This window comes from Campylobacter sp. US50a, from assembly GCF_004379015.1.
GTDB classification, from domain to species: domain Bacteria; phylum Campylobacterota; class Campylobacteria; order Campylobacterales; family Campylobacteraceae; genus Campylobacter_D; species Campylobacter_D jejuni.
Genome location: NZ_RYYJ01000002.1, coordinates 141,402 through 163,238 on the forward strand (window position 1 = coordinate 141,402; position 21,837 = coordinate 163,238).

Annotated in this window: 24 protein-coding genes and 2 pseudogenes; 13 read left to right on the forward strand and 13 right to left on the reverse strand. The window is 29.0% G+C overall.

What is annotated here, in order from left to right:
• Window positions 1-5 precede the first annotated feature (5 nt).
• Both rsmG and ribA read right to left on the reverse strand, forming a co-directional pair.
• Entirely contained in the window at window positions 6-572 is a 567-nt protein-coding gene (gene rsmG, locus ELQ11_RS02035) for a 16S rRNA (guanine(527)-N(7))-methyltransferase RsmG (protein WP_052949364.1), read from the reverse strand.
• Window positions 573-1,133, reverse strand: a complete 561-nt coding sequence (gene ribA / locus ELQ11_RS02040; RefSeq protein ID WP_052949365.1) for a GTP cyclohydrolase II — start codon at window positions 1,131-1,133, stop codon at window positions 573-575.
• 57 nt (window positions 1,134-1,190) lie between these two features.
• Between ribA and hemB the strand changes: the two genes are divergently transcribed.
• The 6 genes from hemB to ELQ11_RS02070 are packed head-to-tail and all read left to right on the forward strand — an operon-like array spanning window position 1,191 to window position 6,946.
• On the forward strand, window positions 1,191-2,174 hold the full coding sequence (hemB, locus tag ELQ11_RS02045; protein WP_126231553.1) for a porphobilinogen synthase: 984 nt from the start codon (window positions 1,191-1,193) through the stop codon (window positions 2,172-2,174).
• Window positions 2,171-3,091 carry an ornithine carbamoyltransferase gene (gene argF, locus ELQ11_RS02050; protein WP_126262334.1) on the forward strand — a complete coding sequence of 307 codons (921 nt, stop codon included), beginning with the start codon at window positions 2,171-2,173 and terminating at the stop codon, window positions 3,089-3,091. Before hemB ends, argF begins: the two co-directional genes overlap by 4 nt.
• The gene (locus ELQ11_RS02055) at window positions 3,088-3,579 is read left to right on the forward strand and encodes a DUF2603 domain-containing protein (RefSeq protein WP_038401374.1); all 492 of its coding nucleotides are present in this window, start codon (window positions 3,088-3,090) and stop codon (window positions 3,577-3,579) included. The genes argF and ELQ11_RS02055 overlap by 4 nt, the downstream gene beginning before the upstream one ends.
• Window positions 3,566-4,921 carry an oxygen-independent coproporphyrinogen III oxidase gene (hemN, locus tag ELQ11_RS02060; protein WP_126231551.1) on the forward strand — a complete coding sequence of 452 codons (1,356 nt, stop codon included), beginning with the start codon at window positions 3,566-3,568 and terminating at the stop codon, window positions 4,919-4,921. Before ELQ11_RS02055 ends, hemN begins: the two co-directional genes overlap by 14 nt.
• A gap of 1 nt (window position 4,922) precedes the next feature.
• Window positions 4,923-6,188, forward strand: coding sequence for a (Fe-S)-binding protein (locus tag ELQ11_RS02065; protein ID WP_053872888.1), 1,266 nt, complete (start codon window positions 4,923-4,925; stop codon window positions 6,186-6,188).
• Entirely contained in the window at window positions 6,185-6,946 is a 762-nt protein-coding gene (locus ELQ11_RS02070) for a DUF5416 family protein (protein ID WP_072223883.1), read from the forward strand. The genes ELQ11_RS02065 and ELQ11_RS02070 overlap by 4 nt, the downstream gene beginning before the upstream one ends.
• Window positions 6,947-6,948: 2 nt before the next feature.
• Here ELQ11_RS02070 and ELQ11_RS02075 read toward each other — a convergent pair whose 3' ends face one another.
• Complete coding sequence (locus ELQ11_RS02075) at window positions 6,949-7,155, reverse strand: membrane protein (protein ID WP_002853356.1); 207 nt, start codon at window positions 7,153-7,155, stop codon at window positions 6,949-6,951.
• A gap of 231 nt (window positions 7,156-7,386) precedes the next feature.
• On the opposite strand from ELQ11_RS02075, the gene ELQ11_RS02085 reads away from it, so the two are divergent.
• Complete coding sequence (locus ELQ11_RS02085) at window positions 7,387-8,607, forward strand: MFS transporter (RefSeq protein WP_002861726.1); 1,221 nt, start codon at window positions 7,387-7,389, stop codon at window positions 8,605-8,607.
• Between the two features lies 1 nt (window position 8,608).
• Window positions 8,609-9,760: a M20 aminoacylase family protein gene (locus ELQ11_RS02090; protein WP_052949369.1), complete on the forward strand. Its 1,152-nt coding sequence runs from the start codon at window positions 8,609-8,611 to the stop codon at window positions 9,758-9,760.
• Between the two features lie 3 nt (window positions 9,761-9,763).
• Here the strand turns inward: ELQ11_RS02090 and ELQ11_RS02095 are convergent, their stop codons facing one another.
• Together ELQ11_RS02095 and jlpA are read right to left on the reverse strand one after the other, a co-directional pair.
• Window positions 9,764-10,504, reverse strand: a complete 741-nt coding sequence (locus ELQ11_RS02095; protein ID WP_052857692.1) for a YaaA family protein — start codon at window positions 10,502-10,504, stop codon at window positions 9,764-9,766.
• 91 nt (window positions 10,505-10,595) lie between these two features.
• On the reverse strand, window positions 10,596-11,714 hold the full coding sequence (gene jlpA, locus ELQ11_RS02100; protein ID WP_126263960.1) for a lipoprotein adhesin JlpA: 1,119 nt from the start codon (window positions 11,712-11,714) through the stop codon (window positions 10,596-10,598).
• Window positions 11,715-11,932: 218 nt separating this feature from the next.
• Between jlpA and ELQ11_RS02105 the strand changes: the two genes are divergently transcribed.
• Complete coding sequence (locus tag ELQ11_RS02105) at window positions 11,933-12,772, forward strand: cysteine ABC transporter substrate-binding protein (protein ID WP_002861720.1); 840 nt, start codon at window positions 11,933-11,935, stop codon at window positions 12,770-12,772.
• 40 nt (window positions 12,773-12,812) lie between these two features.
• Entirely contained in the window at window positions 12,813-14,060 is a 1,248-nt protein-coding gene (locus tag ELQ11_RS02110; protein WP_002861719.1) for an MFS transporter, read from the forward strand.
• Here the strand turns inward: ELQ11_RS02110 and ELQ11_RS02115 are convergent.
• Window positions 14,043-15,311, reverse strand: a complete 1,269-nt coding sequence (locus ELQ11_RS02115) for a M20/M25/M40 family metallo-hydrolase (RefSeq protein ID WP_002861718.1) — start codon at window positions 15,309-15,311, stop codon at window positions 14,043-14,045. The two genes, ELQ11_RS02110 and ELQ11_RS02115, sit on opposite strands and share 18 nt — an antisense overlap.
• 67 nt (window positions 15,312-15,378) lie before the next feature.
• On the opposite strand from ELQ11_RS02115, the gene ELQ11_RS02120 reads away from it, so the two are divergent.
• Both ELQ11_RS02120 and ELQ11_RS02125 read left to right on the forward strand, forming a co-directional pair.
• Window positions 15,379-15,906, forward strand: coding sequence for a thermonuclease family protein (locus ELQ11_RS02120; RefSeq protein ID WP_052949371.1), 528 nt, complete (start codon window positions 15,379-15,381; stop codon window positions 15,904-15,906).
• Between the two features lie 8 nt (window positions 15,907-15,914).
• Window positions 15,915-16,088: a hypothetical protein gene (locus ELQ11_RS02125; RefSeq protein WP_002861716.1), complete on the forward strand. Its 174-nt coding sequence runs from the start codon at window positions 15,915-15,917 to the stop codon at window positions 16,086-16,088.
• Here the strand turns inward: ELQ11_RS02125 and ELQ11_RS02130 are convergent, their stop codons facing one another.
• From ELQ11_RS02130 to ELQ11_RS10250, 4 genes and pseudogenes are all read right to left on the reverse strand, one after another.
• The gene (locus ELQ11_RS02130) at window positions 16,089-16,667 is read right to left on the reverse strand and encodes a hypothetical protein (protein ID WP_002861715.1); all 579 of its coding nucleotides are present in this window, start codon (window positions 16,665-16,667) and stop codon (window positions 16,089-16,091) included. It lies immediately after the preceding gene.
• Between the two features lie 71 nt (window positions 16,668-16,738).
• Window positions 16,739-17,629 carry a tRNA 5-methoxyuridine(34)/uridine 5-oxyacetic acid(34) synthase CmoB gene (gene cmoB, locus ELQ11_RS02135; RefSeq protein ID WP_072223887.1) on the reverse strand — a complete coding sequence of 297 codons (891 nt, stop codon included), beginning with the start codon at window positions 17,627-17,629 and terminating at the stop codon, window positions 16,739-16,741.
• A gap of 149 nt (window positions 17,630-17,778) precedes the next feature.
• A pseudogene (locus tag ELQ11_RS02140) lies at window positions 17,779-18,172 on the reverse strand (ShlB/FhaC/HecB family hemolysin secretion/activation protein); the annotation flags it as partial.
• Between the two features lie 39 nt (window positions 18,173-18,211).
• Window positions 18,212-18,741 (reverse strand): annotated as a pseudogene (locus ELQ11_RS10250) (hypothetical protein); the annotation flags it as partial.
• A gap of 345 nt (window positions 18,742-19,086) precedes the next feature.
• Here ELQ11_RS10250 and ELQ11_RS02150 point away from each other — a divergent pair.
• On the forward strand, window positions 19,087-19,461 hold the full coding sequence (locus ELQ11_RS02150; protein ID WP_002871461.1) for a thioesterase family protein: 375 nt from the start codon (window positions 19,087-19,089) through the stop codon (window positions 19,459-19,461).
• Here ELQ11_RS02150 and ELQ11_RS02155 read toward each other — a convergent pair.
• Genes ELQ11_RS02155 through ELQ11_RS02160 form a run of 3 tightly spaced genes read right to left on the reverse strand, consistent with a single transcriptional unit; the run spans window position 19,453 to window position 21,724 of the window.
• A complete protein-coding gene (locus ELQ11_RS02155) occupies window positions 19,453-20,643 on the reverse strand; it encodes a hypothetical protein (protein ID WP_002871462.1) in 1,191 nt (396 codons plus the stop codon). The genes ELQ11_RS02150 and ELQ11_RS02155 overlap by 9 nt on opposite strands.
• Window positions 20,640-21,248 carry a uracil-DNA glycosylase family protein gene (locus ELQ11_RS10035; protein WP_002881669.1) on the reverse strand — a complete coding sequence of 203 codons (609 nt, stop codon included), beginning with the start codon at window positions 21,246-21,248 and terminating at the stop codon, window positions 20,640-20,642. The genes ELQ11_RS02155 and ELQ11_RS10035 overlap by 4 nt, the downstream gene beginning before the upstream one ends.
• Window positions 21,245-21,724 (reverse strand): GNAT family N-acetyltransferase, encoded by a 480-nt coding sequence (locus ELQ11_RS02160; RefSeq protein ID WP_002853404.1) that lies wholly within the window; start codon window positions 21,722-21,724, stop codon window positions 21,245-21,247. Before ELQ11_RS02160 ends, ELQ11_RS10035 begins: the two co-directional genes overlap by 4 nt.
• Between the last annotated feature and the right edge of the window lie 113 nt (window positions 21,725-21,837).

Genomic DNA, 21,837 nt, shown 5'->3' on the forward strand with positions numbered 1-21,837 from the left:
TAGGGCTACTTTAAAATACAGTATTTTCTTAAATTATTTTCAAAAATTTCATAATTTTTTATATTTTTAAGCTCTTGATAAATTTCACTGCCTTTCCATAAAATAAAAATTGTATTTTCATCTTTTAGATTTTTGCAAATTTCAAGCAAAGGCTTGACATCCATTAAGGCTCTTGAAGTGATGATATCGGCTTTAAAGGTATTTTTACATTCTTGAACTTTTTCTTTGTAAATATGTAAATTTGAAACTTCGCATTCTATTTTTAGTGTCCGTAAAAAGGCAGCTTTTTTGGGATTGGGTTCGAAAAGGTGAAAATTGCTTTGCAGCAAAAAGGCTAAAAATACAGCTGGAAATCCTGCGCCACTTCCTATATCGGCAATATTTTTTGCTTTAGAAAAATCATAAAAATCTAAAATTTTAATACTATCAAAGATATTTTCATCTATATTTTTTAAATGAGTAAGATTGTGAATGCGGTTAAATTTAGATAATAATTCTTTATAAATTTTTATTTTTTCTTCAAAGTTTTTTAAATCATAGTTTTGTAAAAAATCATAATCTTTAAAAATCATTTATTTAAGATGTCCCATTTGAGTTTGTTTTATGTTTAAATACTCTGCATTAAAACGATTAGGTTCTATTAAAATCGGTATGCGTGTGATGATTTTTTTTTTAATAGAATCTAGCTTTTCAGGGTTATTTGTAAGTAAATTAACCTTAGAAATTTCATAGTATTTGAGTATAAATTCTACAATTTCATAAGTTCTCTCATCGGCTTTAAAGCCAAGCTGATGATTTGCTTTAATCGTATCAAAACCTTTATCTTGTAAAGCATAAGCATTAACCTTGTTAAAAAGTCCTATACCTCTTCCTTCTTGTCTAAGATAAATCACCATTCCGCCGTTTTTTTCTATATATTTGAGTGAAAATTCAAGCTGTTCTCCGCAGTCACATTTTAAACTTCCTAAAGCATCTCCTGTTAAGCACTCTGAATGAATTCTTAGATTGAGTGTGTCTTTTGGAGTATTTTTAAATATACATAAATGTTCTTTATCATTTTCTTTAAAACTTTGTATTTGGAAATTTCCCCATTTGCTAGGTAAATTCGCAATTTCTGAAATTTTTATTTTCATTTACTACTCTCTATAATCAAATTTATGTTAAGATTTTAGCAAAAAAAGGACAAAAAAATGTTTAAAAGATTTAGAAGATTAAGGTTTAATGAAAACTTAAGATCTATGGTAAGGGAAAATTCTTTAAGTGTAAATGATTTGATTTATCCGCTTTTTGTGGTTAATGGAACGGGGATAAAAAAAGAAATTTCTTCTATGCCCGATGTGTTTCAAATGAGTTTAGATGAAATTTTAAAAGAGTGTCAAAATGTAGTTAATTTAGGCATTAAAGCCATTATACTTTTTGGCGTTTTGGAAAATGAGAAAAAAGACAGTTGTGGAAGCGATGCTTTAGATGATGAAGGGCTTGTTGCAAGAAGCATAAGAGAGATTAAAAAAAATTTTCCAGATCTTTTTGTAATTAGCGATCTTTGTTTTTGCGAATACACAGATCACGGGCATTGTGGGTTTATCGATCCAAAAACAAAAAGCGTAGATAATGATGCCACTTTAGAAATTTCAGCCAAACAAGCCTTAGTTCACGCAAGAGCAGGGGTAGATATGATAGCACCTAGTGGGATGATGGATGGTATTATCACTACTTTGCGTGAAGCTTTAGATAAAGAAGGTTTTGAAAATTTGCCTATAATGGCGTATTCTACTAAATTTGCATCAAGTTATTATGGGCCATTTCGAGATGTAGCAGAGTCAGCTCCAAGTTATGGAGATAGAAAAAACTATCAAATGGATTTTGCTAATGGTAAAGAAGCTTTAGAAGAAAGTTTGGAAGATGAAACGCAAGGAGCTGATATTTTGATGGTAAAACCTGCTCTTGCTTATCTTGATGTGGTTAAGGAAATATCTCTTCATTCTAACTTGCCTTTGTGTGTTTATAATGTAAGCGGAGAATATGCTATGCTAAAGGCAGCTAAAAATGCGGGAGTGATTGATTATGAAAAAATCTTATATGAAACTATGATAGCTTTTAAAAGAGCAGGGGCAAAGCTTATCATCACTTATCATGCCAAAGAATTAGCTAAAATGTTAAAAGGAGAAAAATGAAACATTTTTTAACTTTAAGAGATTTTTCTAAGGAGGAAATTTTAAGCCTTGTAAATCATGCTAGCGAGCTTAAAAAAGAGCCTAAAAAACTTTTACAAGATAAAACTTTAGCAATGATTTTTGAGAAAAATTCTACAAGAACAAGAATGGCTTTTGAATTAGCTATAACAGAGCTTGGTGGAAAGGCTTTGTTTTTAAGCAGCAATGATTTACAACTTAGTCGTGGCGAGCCTGTAAAGGATACAGCTAGGGTGATAGGAGCGATGGTTGATTTTGTAATGATGAGAGTCAATAAGCATGAAACTTTACTCGAATTTGCAAGATATTCTAAAGCTCCTGTGATCAATGCTTTAAGCGAGCTTTATCACCCTACTCAGGTTTTAGGAGATTTGCTTACTATCAAAGAATGGAATAAGATGCAAAATGGTATAGCAAAAGTTGCTTTTATCGGAGATAGTAACAATATGTGCAATTCTTGGCTTATTGCGGCTGCGATTTTGGGCTTTGAATTTAGTATAGCTATACCAAAAAACTATAAAATTAGCCCTGAAATTTGGGAATTTGCTATGAAGCAGGCTTTGATTTCAGGAGCTAAAATTTCCTTAAGTCATGATAAATTTGAAGCCTTAAAGGATAAAGATGTAGTAATTACCGATACTTGGGTTTCTATGGGTGAAGAGAATGAAAAAGAACGCAAGATTAAAGAATTTGAAGGATTTATAATCGATGAGAAGGCTATGAGCGTTGCCAATAAAGACGCGATATTGCTTCATTGTTTGCCTGCTTATAGGGGTTATGAAGTGAGTGAAGAAATTTTTGAAAAACATGCAGATGTGATTTTTGAAGAAGCAAGAAATCGCCTTTATGTGGTAAAAGCCTTGCTTTGCTTTTTGGATAATCAGAGAGGAAGAGAATGAAAGAGCTAGAAAAGTATAGCATTTGCTTAAAACGCATTGATGAATTTAGTCAAAATCTAGGAATAAAGAAAAAAGATAGAACGATTTTTAAAATGAAGCAAAGCGAGAATGAAAACGAAAAATGTTTAGTTCTTGAAAATGGAAGTTTTGATTCTCCTGAGCCTTGGTTTGTGATTGATGAAAACGATGAAATTCACACTTTGCTTTCTTTACAAAGTCTTAAGAATATACTTGAAAGTTTAAAACAAAGTCAAAAAGAGAATTTTGAATTGCGTTTAGAAAAGGCGATTTATCAACAAATTCCTGTAGATTTTAACGATGTTTGGACGGTTGCTATGGATGAGATCAAGCAAAAGGCGCAAAATGGCACCATGGAAGTTAGTATTGATCTTGAAAAATTAATTTCTAAAATCAAACAAGAGCATCCAAATTTATTTGTAGATATGCAAGCGATGATAGAAAGGGTAAACCAAAATGAGAGATTATAAAGCTTTTGTAAAATACTCTAAAGCAGGACCACGCTACACTTCTTATCCTACAGCAGTAGAGTTTAATGCAAATTTCAAATACGAAGAATATATAGAAATTTTAAAAAAGCAAGATAGATCTTTATCGCTTTATTTTCATTTACCATTTTGTAGGAGTGCCTGTTATTTTTGTGGTTGCAATGTTATTTATACAGCCAAAGAAGAGAGTAAAGAAAGGTATTTAACTTATATTTTTAAAGAGCTTGATATTTTAAGTACTATTTTAGATACTAAAAGAGAAGTGGTGCAAATCCACTTTGGGGGCGGAACTCCAACTTTTTTTAGTGCTAAACAACTTCAAAATTTGATTTTAAAAATCAGATCTATTTTTAGAAATTTTTCTAAAGATGCAGAGATTAGCTGTGAGATCGATCCGCGTTTTTTAAATGACGAACAAGCCACAGTTTTAACACAAAATGGCTTTAATCGTATCAGCTTTGGAGTGCAGGATTTTGATGAAAAAGTTCAAAAAGAAATTCATCGCATCCAGCCTTTTGAATTAACACAAAATGCTTTAAATCTTGTAAGAAGTAAAGGCATAAAGTCTGTAAATATGGATTTAATTTATGGTTTGCCTTATCAAAATTTACAAAGCTTTACACAAACTTTAGAAAAAGTTATGCTTTTAAATCCTGATCGTTTGGCGATTTTTAATTACGCTCATGTGCCTTGGCTTAAGAAAAATATGAGAAAATTTGATGAAAATACCTTGCCAAGTCCTGATGTTAAACTTGAAATTTTAGAATTTTGTGAGAATTTTTTGAGTAAAAACGGCTATAAAATGATAGGTATGGATCATTTTGCAAAAGAAAATGATGAGCTTTTTAAAGCTTTAGAAAATGGAACTTTACATAGAAATTTCCAAGGTTATACTACTAAAGGTGGTGCTGATTTAGTCGGTGTTGGGCTTACAAGTATAGGCGAAGGACAAAGACATTATGCGCAAAATTTTAAAGATATGTCAAGTTATGAGGCTGCATTAGATAGAGGAGTTTTGCCTTTTGAAAGAGGCGTAGCTTTAAGCGATGATGATGAGCTTAGAAAAGCAGTGATTATGGAGTTAATGGCAAATTTTAAGCTTGATATCAAGTCAATAGAAAAAGAATTTTGCATTGATTTTCAGGAGTATTTTAAAGAGGATTTAAAAGCTTTAGAAGAATACAAAGATTTTATTAATTTTGATGAAAATTTTATCAAAGTCAATGAAACAGGTGTTTTGCTTATAAGAAATATTGCTATGTGTTTTGATGCTTATATGAAAAACATTAGTGAAGATAAAAAAGTATTCTCAAAAACGGTGTAAGATGAAATTTAGTCAAATAAGTGATGCTTGTGTTAAATGTGGCAAATGTATACCTGTTTGTACTATACATGAAGAAAATCGCGATGAAATTACCAGTCCAAGAGGATTTTTAGATCTTTTATCTGCTTATAAAGAGGGAATTCTAGAGCTTGATAAAGAAGCTAAGAAAGTTTTTGAATCTTGTTTTTTATGTACCAATTGTGTTGAAGTATGTCCAAGTAAATTAAGAGTAGATAATGCCATAGAAGAAGTTCGTTATGACATAGCTAAAAAATTTGGTATAGCTTGGTATAAAAAACTTATTTTTTTCTTTTTAAGAAGACGCACAATTTTAGATTTGGTAGCTAAGCTTGGCTATGTGTTTCAAAGTTGTGCGTTTAAAATTCAAAATGAGAATGAAAATACAGGTATGAAGGCAAGATTTTCCATGCCTTTTGTTAAAAAGGGAAGATTACTTACAAGTTTTAATAAAAAAAGTTTCTTAAATTCTAATCCAAAATTTATCAATAATGATGGAGAAAAAACAATAGGTTTTTTTGTAGGTTGTTTGGCGAATTATTTTTACATAGATACGGCTAATGCAGTGCTTAAAATCACTAGGGAATTAAAAATCAATGTGGATTTGATGAAAGAACAAGTGTGTTGTGGAGCGCCGCAATTTTTTACGGGTGATTTTAAAAGTGTTGAAGTTTTGGCTAAAAAAAATATTGAGTATTTTGAAAAAAAATTAGAAAAATTAGATGCTATTATAGTTCCTGAGGCCACTTGTTCGGCTATGTTAAAGATAGATTATGAACATTTTTTTATAATGCAAAATGATTTAGACTGGGCAAAACGCGCAAAATGTGTGTCATCTAAGATATATATGGCTAGCGAGTATTTTTATAAATTTACTTCTTTGGAAGAAATTTTAAAAACAAAAAATAAATTTAATTATAGCATTACTTATCACGATCCTTGCCATGCAAGAAAAATGCAAGGGGTTTTTAAAGAGCCAAGAGAACTTTTAAAAACAAATTATCATTTTGTAGAAATGAGTAATTCTAATACTTGTTGCGGTTTTGGCGGGGTGAGTATGCAAACGGATTATTATGATAAAGCCTTAAGTGTAGGGCTTAAAAAAGCACAAATGATCGATGAAAGTAAGGCTAGTGTGGTAAGCGCCGAGTGTTCAGCTTGTAGAATGCAAATTTCAAATGCATTAGAACAAAATTCAAGCAAGGTTGTTTTTGCCAGTCCTTTAGAACTTATAGCAAAAGCTTTGTGATGATGAAGATAGTATTTAAAGGCAAAAGTTCCGAATATGAAATTCAAAGATCGTGCTTTTGTGTTGATGCTTTTGTGATTAAAGATAAGATCGAAGAACGAGATGGTGTTGATTTTATCACTTCAAATATAGAGCTTTTGGAATTTAGTGATGACAGTTTTACTTTTGAAGAAATTGTAAAACATTTTAATATTTGTAATAGTGAAGATATGATTATCGTTGAAGATTTTGACATGAAATCAAACAAAGATAATCAAAACCAAGAAGATAATATAGAACATGACATCTTAAAATCCGAAAAAATAATACATGAAAACACAAAACAAATAAGTATGCAATTTAAAAATTTAAAATTTTTTTCAAGAATTTTTAAAAATGAAAATTTTCTTTCTGATTTTAAAGAAAGCAAGCAAGAAGTTGTTGCTATCAAAAAACATGAAAAACTTGAAATTTTTAAAAATTTATCTCAAGAAGATCAAGAAATTAGTTTTGTTAAAATTGAAATTTTAAATTATGATAGTAATGAAGATAGTTTAAGTTTTAATCTTGATATATTTCCAAGCGGTATGAGCTATAAGTATGGAATTTTAAAAGGTTCTATGCATATTATTTTACAAGGTAAAACTTCTAGTACGATGCTTTTTCCGTTTTTAAAAAGCATGATTTATAAAAATAAAAGCGAAAATTCAAGTGAAAAAATTTTTACTTTAATGATAAATCAGAAAAAGCACTATAAACTTATCGCAAATCTTTCTTAGTTTTATTTTATTATATTTTCTATATTAGAGCGATTTTTTTCAATTAAAGAGCGATTTTTTTGAGTTGTTTCTTTAAGATCGGCTATATCTTCTTTCATATTTTGTATATTTTGGTTGAGTAATTTTATCTTTTTTTCATAGCGAGTAACGATGATAAAGACTACAAATAAAAATATAATAATCAAAAAAATAAATGCTAAAAATTCCATATTTTTCCTTTTTAAAACTAGATTTTGAAATATATCATTTAAATACTTCAAAAAACTTTTATGGGTTTTTATTTTGTATTTTAGTTTTTTTATCTTTAAACTTATATATAAATTTTCAAAAAGTAACAAAAAAATATATAAAAAAATAATTAAATTAAAAAATAATCAAAGATAATAAATATCTCATTTTTTTATGTTATATTTTAATAAATATCCAAAAAGGATTTTAATATGGAAAAATCACTTTTATTTCATTTTAGACGTATTGGAGTTGAATTTATCATTTTTAGTGTTTATGCTGTTTTTAGTATCTCTTGGGCAGCAACAGGGTCTTTAATGCCCTTGATTTCAAATGATCTTGCCCTAAATACTCAGCAAGCTACTTTAATCACTAGCATGATAGTAGTTGCGAAAATTTTTGGTGCTTCATTTACTGCTTTTTTGGTTTATAAATTCGGATTAAAAAAGGGATATTTTTTAGGCTGTATTTTAATGAGTTCGGGTATCTTTTTAAGTTTTGTAGATAGTTATAGCGGTATTTTGATTATAAGATTTTTAACAGGGCTTGGTTCAGCTTGTGCTTTAGTTTGCTTAGTGCCTATTGCACAACAATGGTTTGAAAAAAAAGCTTTACATTTTGTAATTAGTTTTAATATGACTTCAAATTTGGTAGGCATTACCCTAGGACTTGTTTTAGCTGAAAGTATCTCAAATTATTTTGGAAATTGGAGAGATTCTTTATCATTTTATGCTTGGATTAATTTGATTTTATTGATTTTGTGGCTTTTTGTAGGTAAAGATGAGAATAAAAAAGAAGAAAAAAAGAATAATGCAAAAGATCTTATTTATGCTCTAAAATCTCGTGTTACTTGGGGTATGATTATTTTTTACATAGGGCCTATTTTATTTTTAAATTCTCTTTTTACTTTTTTACCAACTTTTTATGCGCAATATGCGGGTTTTAGTAAAGAATTAGCTGATTTTGCTAAAAAAGAAATTCCAGCCTTGGCTAATTTTGCTATTATTTTTGGTCCTTATCTTGGATTATTTTTTAAAAGAAAAAATATTTCTTTTAAAATAATGTTATTGTCTGGAGGAGCGTGTATTTTTATATGCGGATTTTGTATGTTGTTTTTACAAAATTTAGTATTGATACAGATTTTTGCTGTGTTATCAGGCATTTTTTATTCTATGTGGTTTCCATTTTTCTTTAATCTACCTTCAGAATTAAAAAATTCCAATCCAAATCAAACTGCTTATATTATGAGTGCTTTTTGGAGTATTACCTTTGTTATACTATCATTTAACCTATGGGTAGTATCTTGGAGTGTTGATAAAACCCATAGTTTTACTTTGGGTTTTGTTTATATTTTTGCTTTGATTTTTATTTCAGCGATCTTAGCACAATTTGTTTTACCTAGAAGAGAAAATTTTATACAAGGAGAAAAATAGAATGAATTTAATTCCAGAAATACTAGACTTACAAGGCGAATTTGAAAAAATTCGTCATCAAATTCATGAAAATCCTGAGCTTGGTTTTGATGAATTATGTACTGCAAAATTAGTGGCACAAAAATTAAAAGAATTTGGTTATGAGGTTTATGAAGAAATAGGAAAAACAGGCGTTGTTGGGGTTTTAAAAAAGGGAAATAGCGATAAAAAAATAGGACTTCGTGCAGATATGGATGCTTTGCCTTTACAAGAATGCACAAATTTGCCTTATAAAAGCAAAAAAGAAAATGTAATGCATGCTTGCGGTCATGATGGACATACTACTTCTTTATTGCTTGCTGCAAAATATTTAGCAAGTCAGAATTTTAATGGCACTCTAAATCTTTATTTTCAACCTGCTGAAGAGGGTTTGGGTGGTGCTAAGGCAATGATAGAAGATGGATTGTTTGAAAAATTTGATAGTGATTATGTTTTTGGATGGCACAATATGCCTTTTGGTAGCGATAAGAAATTTTATCTTAAAAAAGGTGCGATGATGGCTTCTTCGGATAGTTATAGTATTGAAGTTATTGGAAGAGGTGGTCATGGAAGTGCTCCAGAAAAGGCAAAAGATCCTATTTATGCTGCTTCTTTACTTGTGGTGGCTTTACAAAGCATAGTATCTCGCAATGTTGATCCCCAAAATTCAGCAGTTATAAGCATAGGAGCTTTTAATGCAGGGCATGCTTTTAATATCATTCCAGATATTGCAACGATTAAAATGAGTGTTAGAGCATTAGATAATGAAACTAGAAAGCTAACTGAAGAAAAAATTTATAAAATTTGTAAAGGTATTGCACAGGCTAATGATATAGAGATTAAAATCAATAAAAATGTTGTTGCACCAGTGACTATGAACAATGATGAAGCTGTGGATTTTGCTAGTGAGGTTGCAAAAGAATTATTTGGCGAAAAAAATTGTGAATTTAATCATCGTCCTTTAATGGCAAGTGAGGATTTTGGATTTTTTTGCGAAATGAAAAAATGTGCCTATGCTTTTTTAGAAAATGAAAACGACATTTATTTACATAATTCTAGTTATGTTTTTAATGATAAGCTTTTAGCTAGGGCTGCAAGTTATTATGCGAAGCTAGCTTTAAAATACTTAAAATAAAAACTAATCTAGAATTTCAAGCACAATTTCTTCCTTTAAACCTTTGATTTGAATTTCTTTGAGTTTTAGGTTTGAAGGAAGGTTTGCTAAAAGCTCTTTATTGTTTTTTACTTGGTTTTTTGCACTTATGGAGAGTAAAATTCCCCTATAAGCTTTAGCAAAATGACTGATGACTTTACCATTTTTTACAAATTTATAAGTATAAAATTTCTTTTTTGGGGTGTAGAATTTATCATAAAATCCCGCTCTAAGATCAAGTATTTCTTCATTTTCTAAGTACTCATCTAAGGCTTTACTAAAATGTTCTTTATAAAATTTCTCTATGGTAAAATTTCCTATTTTAGCCCCTTGCTTGAATTTATAAAAGGGTAGGGTATCATTAGCTCTTACAACGCCAAAAAGATTAGAAAATATAAGAGTATTTTCTAAAATATAAGCTTGGCTTTTTTTATCTAAGGCTTTAAAATTAAGATATTCATAACTTACCCCAGTGTAAAGCATTATAGCTTCTTGGGTGGGAGCTTGTTTTAAGTCGTGTTTAAATTTATCAATTTCATTTTCGTTTTTAATGCCAAAAAGTTCTTGTAAATTCTGTAAACTTGCGTTTTTGATAAATTCTTCATAATGCTTTAAAGCTTCCATTCTATAAGGAAATAATTCTTTAAATATAAATGAGTTTTCATTGATGGGATTTTTTACGCAATTTGCATTTTTGCTTTCACTAGGGGAGAATAAAATTTTCATTTTAGCCTTTTTTGTTAATATTATGAAAACATTAAGAGCAAAGAATTTAATCTTGCTTTTAATGTTTTTGAAGTTTTTATCATTTTAAAATTTAAAACGACGCTCCGCCCATTAACATAGAAAACATGATAAATGGAAGTATAATTTTTAACGCTTCTGTGGCGTCTTGATTGTTGATGCTTAGTTTTTCTATGCTGTCGATTCCTTGTGTGCTATAGTCACTAACAGGGATGTTTTTAAATTTTAAATCAAGATTGAGTTTATAATCATCGTTTTGAGTGATATTGTTTAAAATAGCTAAAGCTTTATCAAAGATTAATGCTTGTTCTTCATTTTGACTTTGAGCTTTTAAGGTTTGTAAATTTTCCTTAGCAGTTGCTATATAGCTACTAAATACGCCTTCGGTTTTAAGAGTTGAATCAATTTTAAAATTATTTAAGATGATGTATTTTTGGATTGTATTGCTAAAATCTGAAGCTTGTTCGTAGTTTGCTATATTAAGAAGTTCATTGATAGCTTGTTCATCCATAGCTAAAGTTTGAGTGTTAAATTTTATACCCTTAGAATCAAGGTAATTAAGTAAATCTTCTTTTAGATTTATATTTAGATTTGTATTGAAATTTAATTTTGCGTTATAAAATTTTATATCAAGATTATCTAGATAATTGTTTTCTTGTTTGTTGATAGAGTTATCAAATGATAAAGTATAAGAATCCGAGCTTAATTTATTGATAAAAGAGCTGATTTTTGGTTCTTGTTGAAATAAGCTTGCATTGATGTCGCTAACAACTTTTTCTCCAAGTTTAAAATTTTCAAAAACCAAATTTGATTGTATGCTTTTTTGGTTTTTAAAAAGATCGTTGTAATATTCTTTAATGCTAATTGATGCATTTGCTTCGCCTTTGTAAATTTCATTTGAGCGAATTTTGATATTTTTTGCTTGAAATAGTTCTTGATACTCATCGTTGTTATCTTTTGCAAGAGTTTTGAAATTTGAACTTAAACACGCTATAAAATCACCATCTGCATTGCATTTAAAATCAGAAAATTCAATCTTTATTCCAGAATCCTGAGAAAGGTTTACAATTTCTTGTTTAACTGTTTGATTTAGTTGATTTTCATATTTTTTAACTGTTTTTTCATCTATGGAATTTCCGCAAGCTGAAAACAAAACAGCTATTCCAATAGAGAGAAAAATACCTTTTTTCATAGTTTTCTCCTTAAAAATTTTAAAAAAAAGATTATATCTTTTTTTACTTAAAATTTAAACAATGCTAAAAGAGAGTGTGAGATTAATTACATTTTTACACATAGGAAAATCTTTTTAGTTTGTTTCAAATGCATTATTTATAATTTTAAGTATAATTAACTTTGCAATTATTATATATTTTGCAATAGCTTTAAGCTTATTTTAAAGAAAGGAAATGTATGAAAAAAATACTTCTAAGTGTTTTAACGGCCTTTGTTGTAGTAGTATTGGCTGCTTGTGGAGGAAATTCTGACTCTAAAACTTTAAATTCTCTTGATAAGATCAAGCAAAATGGAGTTATTAGGATTGGGGTATTTGGCGATAAACCACCTTTTGGTTATGTGGATGAAAAAGGAAACAATCAAGGCTATGATATAGCTTTAGCTAAACGCATAGCAAAAGAACTTTTTGGCGATGAAAATAAGGTGCAATTTGTTCTTGTTGAAGCTGCAAATAGGGTTGAGTTTTTAAAATCAAATAAAGTAGATATTATTTTGGCTAATTTTACTCAAACTCCGCAAAGAGCCGAGCAGGTTGATTTTTGCTTGCCTTATATGAAGGTAGCTTTAGGCGTAGCTGTACCAAAGGATAGTAATATAACTAGCGTAGAAGATTTAAAAGATAAAACCTTGCTTTTAAACAAAGGCACAACAGCAGATGCGTATTTTACGCAAAATTATCCTGATATTAAAACTTTAAAATACGATCAAAATACCGAAACTTTTGCCGCTTTGATGGATAAAAGAGGCGATGCTTTAAGTCATGATAATACCTTGCTTTTTGCTTGGGTGAAAGATCATCCTGATTTTAAAATGGCTATCAAAGAGTTAGGCAATAAAGATGTTATCGCACCAGCAGTTAAAAAAGGCGATAAAGAACTTAAAGAATTTATCGATAATTTGATCATTAAACTAGGCCAAGAGCAGTTTTTTCACAAGGCTTATGATGAAACTTTAAAAGCTCATTTTGGAGATGATGTTAAGGCTGATGATGTAGTGATTGAAGGTGGAAAAATTTAACAAAGGGCTTTTTGCCCTTTATATTGATTTAGGATAAAATATGCAAAAAAAATACAAAAATATTATTTATGCTTCTTTGGGTGGAATTTTGGAATTTTATGATTTTGTGCTTTTTGCCTTTTTTTTGGATATTTTTGCTAAGGTATTCTTTCCGCAAAATGATGCTTTTTGGATGCAGATAAATGCTTATATAGCCTTTGGTGCTGCTTATTTAGCGCGTCCTTTTGGTTCTATTGTGATGGCACATTTTGCTGATAGATATGGAAGAAAGAATATTTTTTATATTTCTATGCTTTTGATGGTTTTGCCTAGTTTTGCTTTAGCTTTTTTGCCAAGTTATGAAAGTATAGGTATATTTGCTACTTTGATTTTATTTACTATTCGTATTTTGCAAGGTTTAGCCGTTGGAACTGAGGTGAGCGGAGCTTGGATTTATGTGAGCGAATTTGTCAAAGGGCGTCAAATTCCTTTAGCTCTTGGTTTTATTTCAGCGACTTTAACCATAGGCTTATTACTAGGAAATATTGCCACTTTAGGCATAAGATCTTATTTTACCCCAGAAGAAGTTCAAAGCTATGCTTGGAGAATTCCTTTTATCATAGGAGGATTTTTTGGAATTTTAGCTTTGTTTTTAAGAAATAAACTCAGCGAAACTCCAGAATTTGTAAAAGTTCAAAATGAAAAGAAAATTTTAAGTTTTCCATTGTTTGAAGCTTTAAAAACTCATAAAATGAGCATGCTTGTTTGTTTTTTAATGACCATGGTTTTAACAAGCGGTGTGGCAACTTTGATGATTTTGCCTAAGTATTTTGAAAGTCTTTTAGCTATGAGTAAAACTTCTGCTTTATGGGTACAAAATTTTGCTATTTTAGCGGTGATTTTTGGAGCTTTATTTCAAGGTTTTTTAGCAAGCAAATGGGGGAGCTATAGGATTTGTTCTATTTTTAGTATAGCTTTTATTATCTTTGGTATGCTTTTTAGTTTTTATGATGAGAAATTTTTATTTTATTTTTTACTGGCTTGTTTTACACAAGGTATTATCACTTTCGCACCTGTTTTTATGACACAAATTTTTAAAAGCGAACTTAAATTTAGTGGGCTTAGTTTTGCTTATAATATTTCTTATGCGATTTTAGGTTTTTTAACCCCTTTTGTAGTTAATGCTTTTTATAAAGAGTATTTAGGTATTTATCTTGCTATAGTGGGATCTTGCTCCTTATTTTGCGTGTTTTTGTTAAAACGCGTTTTTGCAAGAAGCAAGATTAAAGAATTAAGCATTGTCTTTTAAAACTTCAAAAACAACCTTAGATATTTTTTCAACTGAAGCGATTTCGCAATGCTCATCAGTTGAATGAGGATTATGGATATTTGGACCTATAGAAGCGCATAAAAGCTCTTGTTTTTTCTCTATAATGCCACACTCAAGCCCTGCATGGATAGCTGAAACTTTGGCATTAGGCGATACTTTTTTAAGCGCTTTAAAAACCATGTCGCTAAGTGCGTTTGGTTTGCCTTCCCAAGGTGGATAGAAATTAAAACTTCTTACTTTAAAATCAAAAGCCTTGAAAAATTCTAAAGTTTCAAATTCTACTTGCTTAAGTCCATCAAGTATATTAGATCTTGCAAAAAGTGCGAATTTGATTTGTTTATCTTGCATTCTTAAAGTAGCTAGGTTAATGCTTGTTTGAACTATACCTAGATTTTCATCATAAGCTCTAACTCCATGAGTAAAAGAATTTATAAGGCTTAAAAGTTTGTTACTTTGATCGCAAATTTCAAATTCACCTTCTTCTTTAAAATCGCATTTTATCCAGTTATTGCTCTTTACTTCATTTTTAAAATGCACTAAAGCTTTGGCGTGTTTAGGTATAGAATTGATTCTTTCTCCACCTTCAAAAGAAATGATTTCTCCTTTATTTTCTTGTATGAATTTAGCCATTTCTTTGATGGAGCTTTTTTCGTTGCGTACGATATTTATACCTGAGTGTCCACCTTTAAAATTTTGTGCGCAAAGCTCATAAATTTTACCCTTTTTTCTAAGGGTATTAAAAGGCAAGCTAGCTTCTATATCTACTCCACCTGCACAGCCTATCATGATCTCATCATCGCTTTCATGATCTAAATTTAAAAGCATTTTAGATTCTAAAGTGTGCTCGAGTGAATTCACTCCCATGAGTCCTACTTCTTCATCGTTTGTAAAAAGACACTCTAAATTTTCAAATTCAGCCATAGCGCTCATCATGATGGCTATACCTATACCATTATCCGCGCCAAGACTTGAATTTTTGGCTCTTAAAAAGCCATTTTCTTCATAAACTTCTAAGTTTGGTGCATCGCCCATACAGACCATATCATAATGGCTTTGTAAGCAAATTTTTGGTTTGCCTTTTATGGCATGGATATTTCCTGCCTTATCTACACTCACCTTAAAGCCTTTATCTTTGGCGTAAGAGCTTAAAAATTCTTTCATTTGTTCTGTTTCATAACTGCAATGAGGAATTTTACATAATTGCTTAAAATTTTCTATAACATTTTGCATTTTATCTCCTTTGTTTTGATAAAATTATGGCATATTTTTTAAAATTTAAAGGCAAAATGATTAAAAAATGAGAATAAATTATAAAAAATTATTTAATTTAAGAAAATTACTAAGTGATCCAAAAAAACTTTTTTCTGTATTAATTTTTACTCTTGTAGTTGTTTTTATCCAGAATTATATTGCCCAAAATTCTAGTTTTGAAGGAAAAGTAGTTAGAATTATTGATGGAGATACTATAGAAGTTAATCATGAAGACAAACTCGCTAGAATAAGATTTTTTGGTATAGATGCACCAGAACTTAAACAAAGTTTTGGAAAGCAATCAAAAGAAGCTTTAAGTAGAATTTTAAGCGGTAAACAAGTTGAAATTATTTATAAAAATAAAGATACTTATGGTAGAATTGTTGCTATTGTAAAGCTTAATAATGTTGATATTAATCGATTTTTAGTAAGCAAAGGCTATGCTTGGGCTGATACTTACTATAGTAACGCTTATATTAAAGAACAAGAAAATGCTAAGAAAAATCATTTAGGTCTTTGGAAAGAGGGTAATCCTATAGAGCCTTATAAATGGAGAAAACACAATAAATTCTAAGGAAAAACATGAAAAAATATATTTTAATGATACTATTAGTTTTAGGAATTTCTGGATGTTTTGTAAATGAAAGAGGAATTTCAAATCGTTTTTATGATGATTGCAAAGAATATTATGATGGAAGTGGAACTTATCATAAGGATTGCCCAAAGAATTGGGTGGATATTAAAATGACTCCTTGATTATTTTCCACCCACAGAGGTCATTAATGCAGCTGCTACGGCTTCTGGATTGTTGATTTTGGCACCTTGTTCTTGATTTTCTGTAGGTTTAACAGTATTAAGTGGCGGACGCTTGAGTTTAAATATATGCTCATCAGTGCTAACAACTTGTATCGTTCCTTCAAACATTTTAATTTCTTTAACATGCCCGACCACTTTTACATCTCTTTTTTTGGAGGTTTCGTCAAAAAGTGCATGAGCTTCAAGTTCTAAAACATCGCCTAATTTAAGCGGAGCATAAAAAAAACATTTTGATCCAATAATCACTGAAAATTCTTTATTGATAGAGGCTTGTGCTACATAGTTTGCCGCAGCGAAAATAAAGGCATCAAAAATCAATCCTTGATCATCTGCTACCATTTCGCTTGTGGTTATTAAAATTGATTTGGCATAGTTTTTATCAATTTCTATAATGGTTCCAGCAAGCGAAGTGTTTAATTCAGGACAAGTGAGTAATTCTGCTCTAACACGAGATATATCTTCTGCAGATGCGTATTCTTCAAGTTGTGCATATTCTTCAAAATTATCTTTTTTTGCCATATCTAACCTTTAAATTCTACTTATCTACTTCAAAATATCTAAAGCCTAGATCGACAAAAAGCAAAAAGAATTTATATCCCAATACGCACATAAACTCTTTTGGGTGCTTCATAGCCTTCAATGGTAAGATTTTTATCCTTTGGATCTAAGAAATTTTCCAGCGAAAAAGAGTCTATCCATTCTGTTTTTCTTTGTTCGTTTTCATCGGTTTTTTTTGTAGCCAAAACTTCAAATTCTTTAAATCCTGCTCTTTCACACCAGTTTTTTAATGCACTAATGCTTGGTATAAAATAAATATTTGGAATTTTAGAATAAGTTTTATTAGGCACAAGAGCGATTTCTCTCTCATCTTCTATATACATGGTATCTAAAAAAACAACTCCATTTTTATTAAGTCCTGCTTTTAAATCTTTTAGCATTTTTATAGGATCACTTCTATGATAAATCACCCCAAGACAGAAAATCACATCAAATTTCAAGCCATAGCTTGGAAGATCTTCTACGCCTAAAAGTTCGTATTCTATAGGAGTTTTAGCTAAAGCGTTAATGAGTTCAAATTGCAAACGGTATTTGATAGAAGGATCAAAACCTATGAGTTTTGCAGGATTAAATTCAAGCATTTTAAACATATAATAACCATTATTACAGCCTATATCAGCAACGCATTTTTGAGAAATTTCGTTCATAAAAGGCTTTAAAATATTAAATTTAATAAAACTTTGCCATTCTGTATTGATGAAAAGATCGTCTATTTTAAAAGGACCTTTTCTCCATGGTTTAAGTTCTTTTGTTATAGCTAGGATTTCATCTTTGGCTTGAGAATTTGTAGATAAATTTACACTATCATCTAAAGAAAAATTACAAGCAAGATTGAGAGCTTTAAGTTCTTGAATTTTAGCGTATAAAGGGTGATTTAGAAATTGTTTTTCGAGTAAATTTTCTTGCATTTTTATCCTTGATATTTGCTTTTAATGCTAAATTATAACATTAAAAGCTTTTATGGCAATATAAATCTCATATGTATTAAATATTTGATCAAAAATAAATTTTTAAAAACTCAAAATACTTCCCAAAACTCACATAAGCTTTAGAACTATAATCATCATTTTTATAAAGCTTTAGCTAAATCAAGCTTAACATAAAAATTTCCTGTTTTATTATAAAGCAGTTGCAAATCATAGGCATTCATATAGTTTGTTTCACTTGCTCTATATAGTTTAGAAACATTCTCACACCAAGAATAACCTATATCATAAAAAGGAGTGATATAAAAATCTTTCAAAGGAGTAGCCATTCTAAGTCCAAAGCTAGCCACTACAGCATTATCTCTATCTTCATTATTATAAACCCTTACTCCATAAGGACCTACTAAAGATATAGTTTTACTATTATCTAGTATAAATAGATTCATTAATAACTTGTTGATAATTTAAGCTAAAAAGATGAGTAAAGGTATCATTAAAGAAATAAGCATTGTTAAGATTGACATTAAGTTTAGCAAATTTTCAAATTCTACTCCATCTACTTTGCTTGTTTCTATACCTCATTAAGAAATTCATGCGTTGATTGCTTTTAGAACTGCTAAGATTTTTATATGAGTATCTTTAGGTTTAAGATAAAAAACTGAACTAAGTTCTCCTTGTTCTAATATAAGTTTATTATAACTTGCATTAGCATAATCGGTTTTTGCTATGATTAAAAAAGGAAGTGCTCTAACTGTTTTTATTACTATGATTAGCTGTATTGACACTATTAAAAGAAAGAACTTTATCTTCTCTCATATCAGAAGCAAGTAAATAATGTTTAAAATTTAAATCGTTTATATTTATAATATTTACTTTAGTATTGTTATAAATTAAAGTAATATTGTTAATATCATGTTTAGAACTCTTAGAATAATAATTTATACCTTGGGGTTTTATAAGTAGAATTGGTTTTATCATAAAGTTTGTTATCATTAAAATAATACTCTGGAATATTGAAATTTCGATTGTCTGTAGTATTTGCTTGAGTGACTAAAAGCATTGATGCTTAAGAAGGTAACAATAGAAAGTTTAAAACAAAATTTCTCTATACCCCTCCCCGTGAAGTTAAAAAGCTTAATGGCTGGCATAGATATCCTTAAATATTGATTATTATATTTTAACTATTTAACAATATCTGTAAATATTATTAAAAGGAAGCGTAATTATAATATTCTTAAGTATATTAATTATAAATAAAATATTTAAATAATATTAATAATAAAAAAGTTATTTTTTAATTTTATTTTTTATAATATATATTTAATATTATTAAAAAGCTTTATTAAATTAATATTGGACGGAATTTTTTAATATAAGCTAAAAAGCGATATCAAAGAATTTCCATTGTATAATCTAATGTTTTTTAAATGTAAAATATTTTTTAAGGTAAAGCGATGAAAATGCGTGTGTATTATGAAGATACTGATGCGGGTGGAGTGGTGTATCATAGTAATTATTTAAAATTTTGCGAGAGAGCAAGAAGTGAAATTTTTTTCAATAAAAAAGTAGATATTTTTGATGCGTCTAAGGGACATTTTTTGCTTGCAAAAGCAAATTGCAATTTCTTAAAACCTGCAAAACTTGGAGATATAATAGAGATTAAAACAAAAATTTTAGAAGTCAAAAATGCTTCTGTGGAAATTTCACAAGAAATTTATAAAGATGAAATTTTGCTTTTTAAAATGGAATTAACTTTAGCTTTTATTAAAAACGAAAAACCAGCTAGAATGGATATGCAGTTAAAAAAGCTCTTTGAAGAATTATTTTAATTCTTCAAAGCTTGCTTGTTTGCCTTGCATAAGACGCACTTTGTAATCAACTTGAGAATTTTTGATTTTCTCATCAAATAAACTTTCACTTTTTTTATTTAAGAATTCGGTATAAAAGTAATCAACTCCTATACTAGTGGCATAAGCAATCCAGTTATAATCTATACTTTGATTAAAAATTTCATTAAGATAGACTAAGTTATCATCGTGGTTATTGATAGAATTAGCAATGATGAAATTTTCTCTATCTCCTTGTTGTGTTAAACTTAAAAATGTTGGATTATAGTTGATTTGAGTGGATAAAAGCACATAAGGATGAATGTTATAAATTCTTAGTTGAGAACTTGCTAGAGCTGTTTTGATCAATGGAGTGTTAAAAAATATTGAGGCATTATTAACTCCGCCTTGTGATCTTAAAAGTCTGCTAAAATCAAGCTTCTCGCCTTCTATGGTATATATTCTAGCATTATTATTTTGAGCAAGAATTCTTGAATTTAGATTGCTTGATAAGGCAGAGCCATCGCTAAATATTGCGATATTAGCATTTGATTTGCTTAAAAGTGTGGCAATTTGAGCATCATAGTCAATACTTCCAAAAATAATATTTTGATTTGAAAATTGTATGTTGTTTTTATGGATGGTCGGTATAAAAATTTTCATATTTCCTGAGTAATTTTTCAACTCATTGGCACCTTTTAGAGTAAATCCAGCTATGGCATACTGATATCCTTGAGCTTGTGCTGCATCAAGCGCGGCTCGAATTTTATCACTATCTTCTGTGCCAGTTAAAAAAACTTTTACTTTGATTTCAGCTCTTTGTCTTAAAAGATAGGCTATGCTTGAATTTATTATAGTATTTGAGTAGCTTTTTATGGTTTTTTCTGGGATAATTATCGCAAGTTTAACAGAAGTAATTTTTTGAACATTTTTTTCAAAATCAGTAATGGAATTTAATAATTTTGCATAAACATTAGATAAAAATTGATCGTTTTGGTCTGCAAATTCACTTAAAAAACTGAGATACAATCTTGATTCTAAAAGATCAAAAAGACAATTTGTGTTGCATTCTTGAACGCTTAATTTAGGATAAAAATTTTCAACAGGTTTTACATCGACTAATTTTTGCTCTTTTGCATTAAGCAAAAAGCAAGATAAGAAAAATATTAAAAATATTTTTTTCATAAAAATCCTTTAATTTTTTTTAAATCTTGTATGAAATTTTTTTCATAACTTGGATTTTTTTCTATAAAATCTAAATCATAACTTGGCATTATGAAAAAATTTTTATAAGCAAAAACTTCACCTTTTAAAATGTGATAATCTTTAAATCCCAAGCTTTTAAATGTGTATTCTCCTAGACAAAGCAAAAAAGCAGGTTGAATCAGTTTTAGTTCGTTCCAGAAAAATGGTAAGCAAGATTGTAGCGAAAAATCATCAAATTTTCCATTACAAAAACATTTAAATAAATAAGAAAAATAAAAATCTTCATCGCAAAGCCCTAAAATTTGATAAATATAGTGTTTTAATTTTTTACCTTTTTTTGAATTAAGTAAAATTCCGCTTTCATTTTCACTCTTTTGCCCAAAAACATCAAGAATTAGCAATTTGGCATTTTTTATCTTAGGCTCCATAAGACTAAATTTTCTTGTTTTGGAAAATTGGCATAAGGTGCAAGATGAAACAAGTTGTTTTAATTCTTGAAAATTTTGTACTTGTTCAAAGTGGTTTGTATGTGTATCAACAAAGTTAAATCCCATAGCTTTTAAATAATAAAGACTTCTTATCATAAATCACACAATTTTTCTAAATTTTCTCCACTTAGACGATAATTTCTCCATTGTTTAAGATGTTTAGCGTTTAAACTTTCATAAAAATTAATACCTAAAATATTATCATTTAAGCAAACCCAGTCGAGTCTTTTTAAATTTTCTTTTTTGCAAATTTCTCCTAAAAATTTAAAAACAGCTTTTCCATAACCTTTTTTACGAAAATCTTCTCGTATATAAATATCTTCAAGATAAATTCCACCACTACCCCAAAAAGATGAAAAAGTATAAAAATAAATCATATAGCCTATAGTTTTTTCATTTTCTTTTAACAAAAAAGCACGAGCAAATTTATTTTTTAGTAAAGAATGTTCTAGTTTTTCTTTCGTGCATTGAAGAAAATCTAACATATCTTCGTATTTTGCAAATTCTATGATCATTTCTTGTAAAATATCTAAATCTTCTTGTCTTAAATCAATAATTTTAAATTCTGACATTTTTAACCTTTTAAAAATAATTTCAAAATTTATCAAAAGAATTTAAAAATTACTCTTAATCAAAAGCAATTTATAAGTAAGATTAAGATAAAATACAAGTTTATTTTATAATT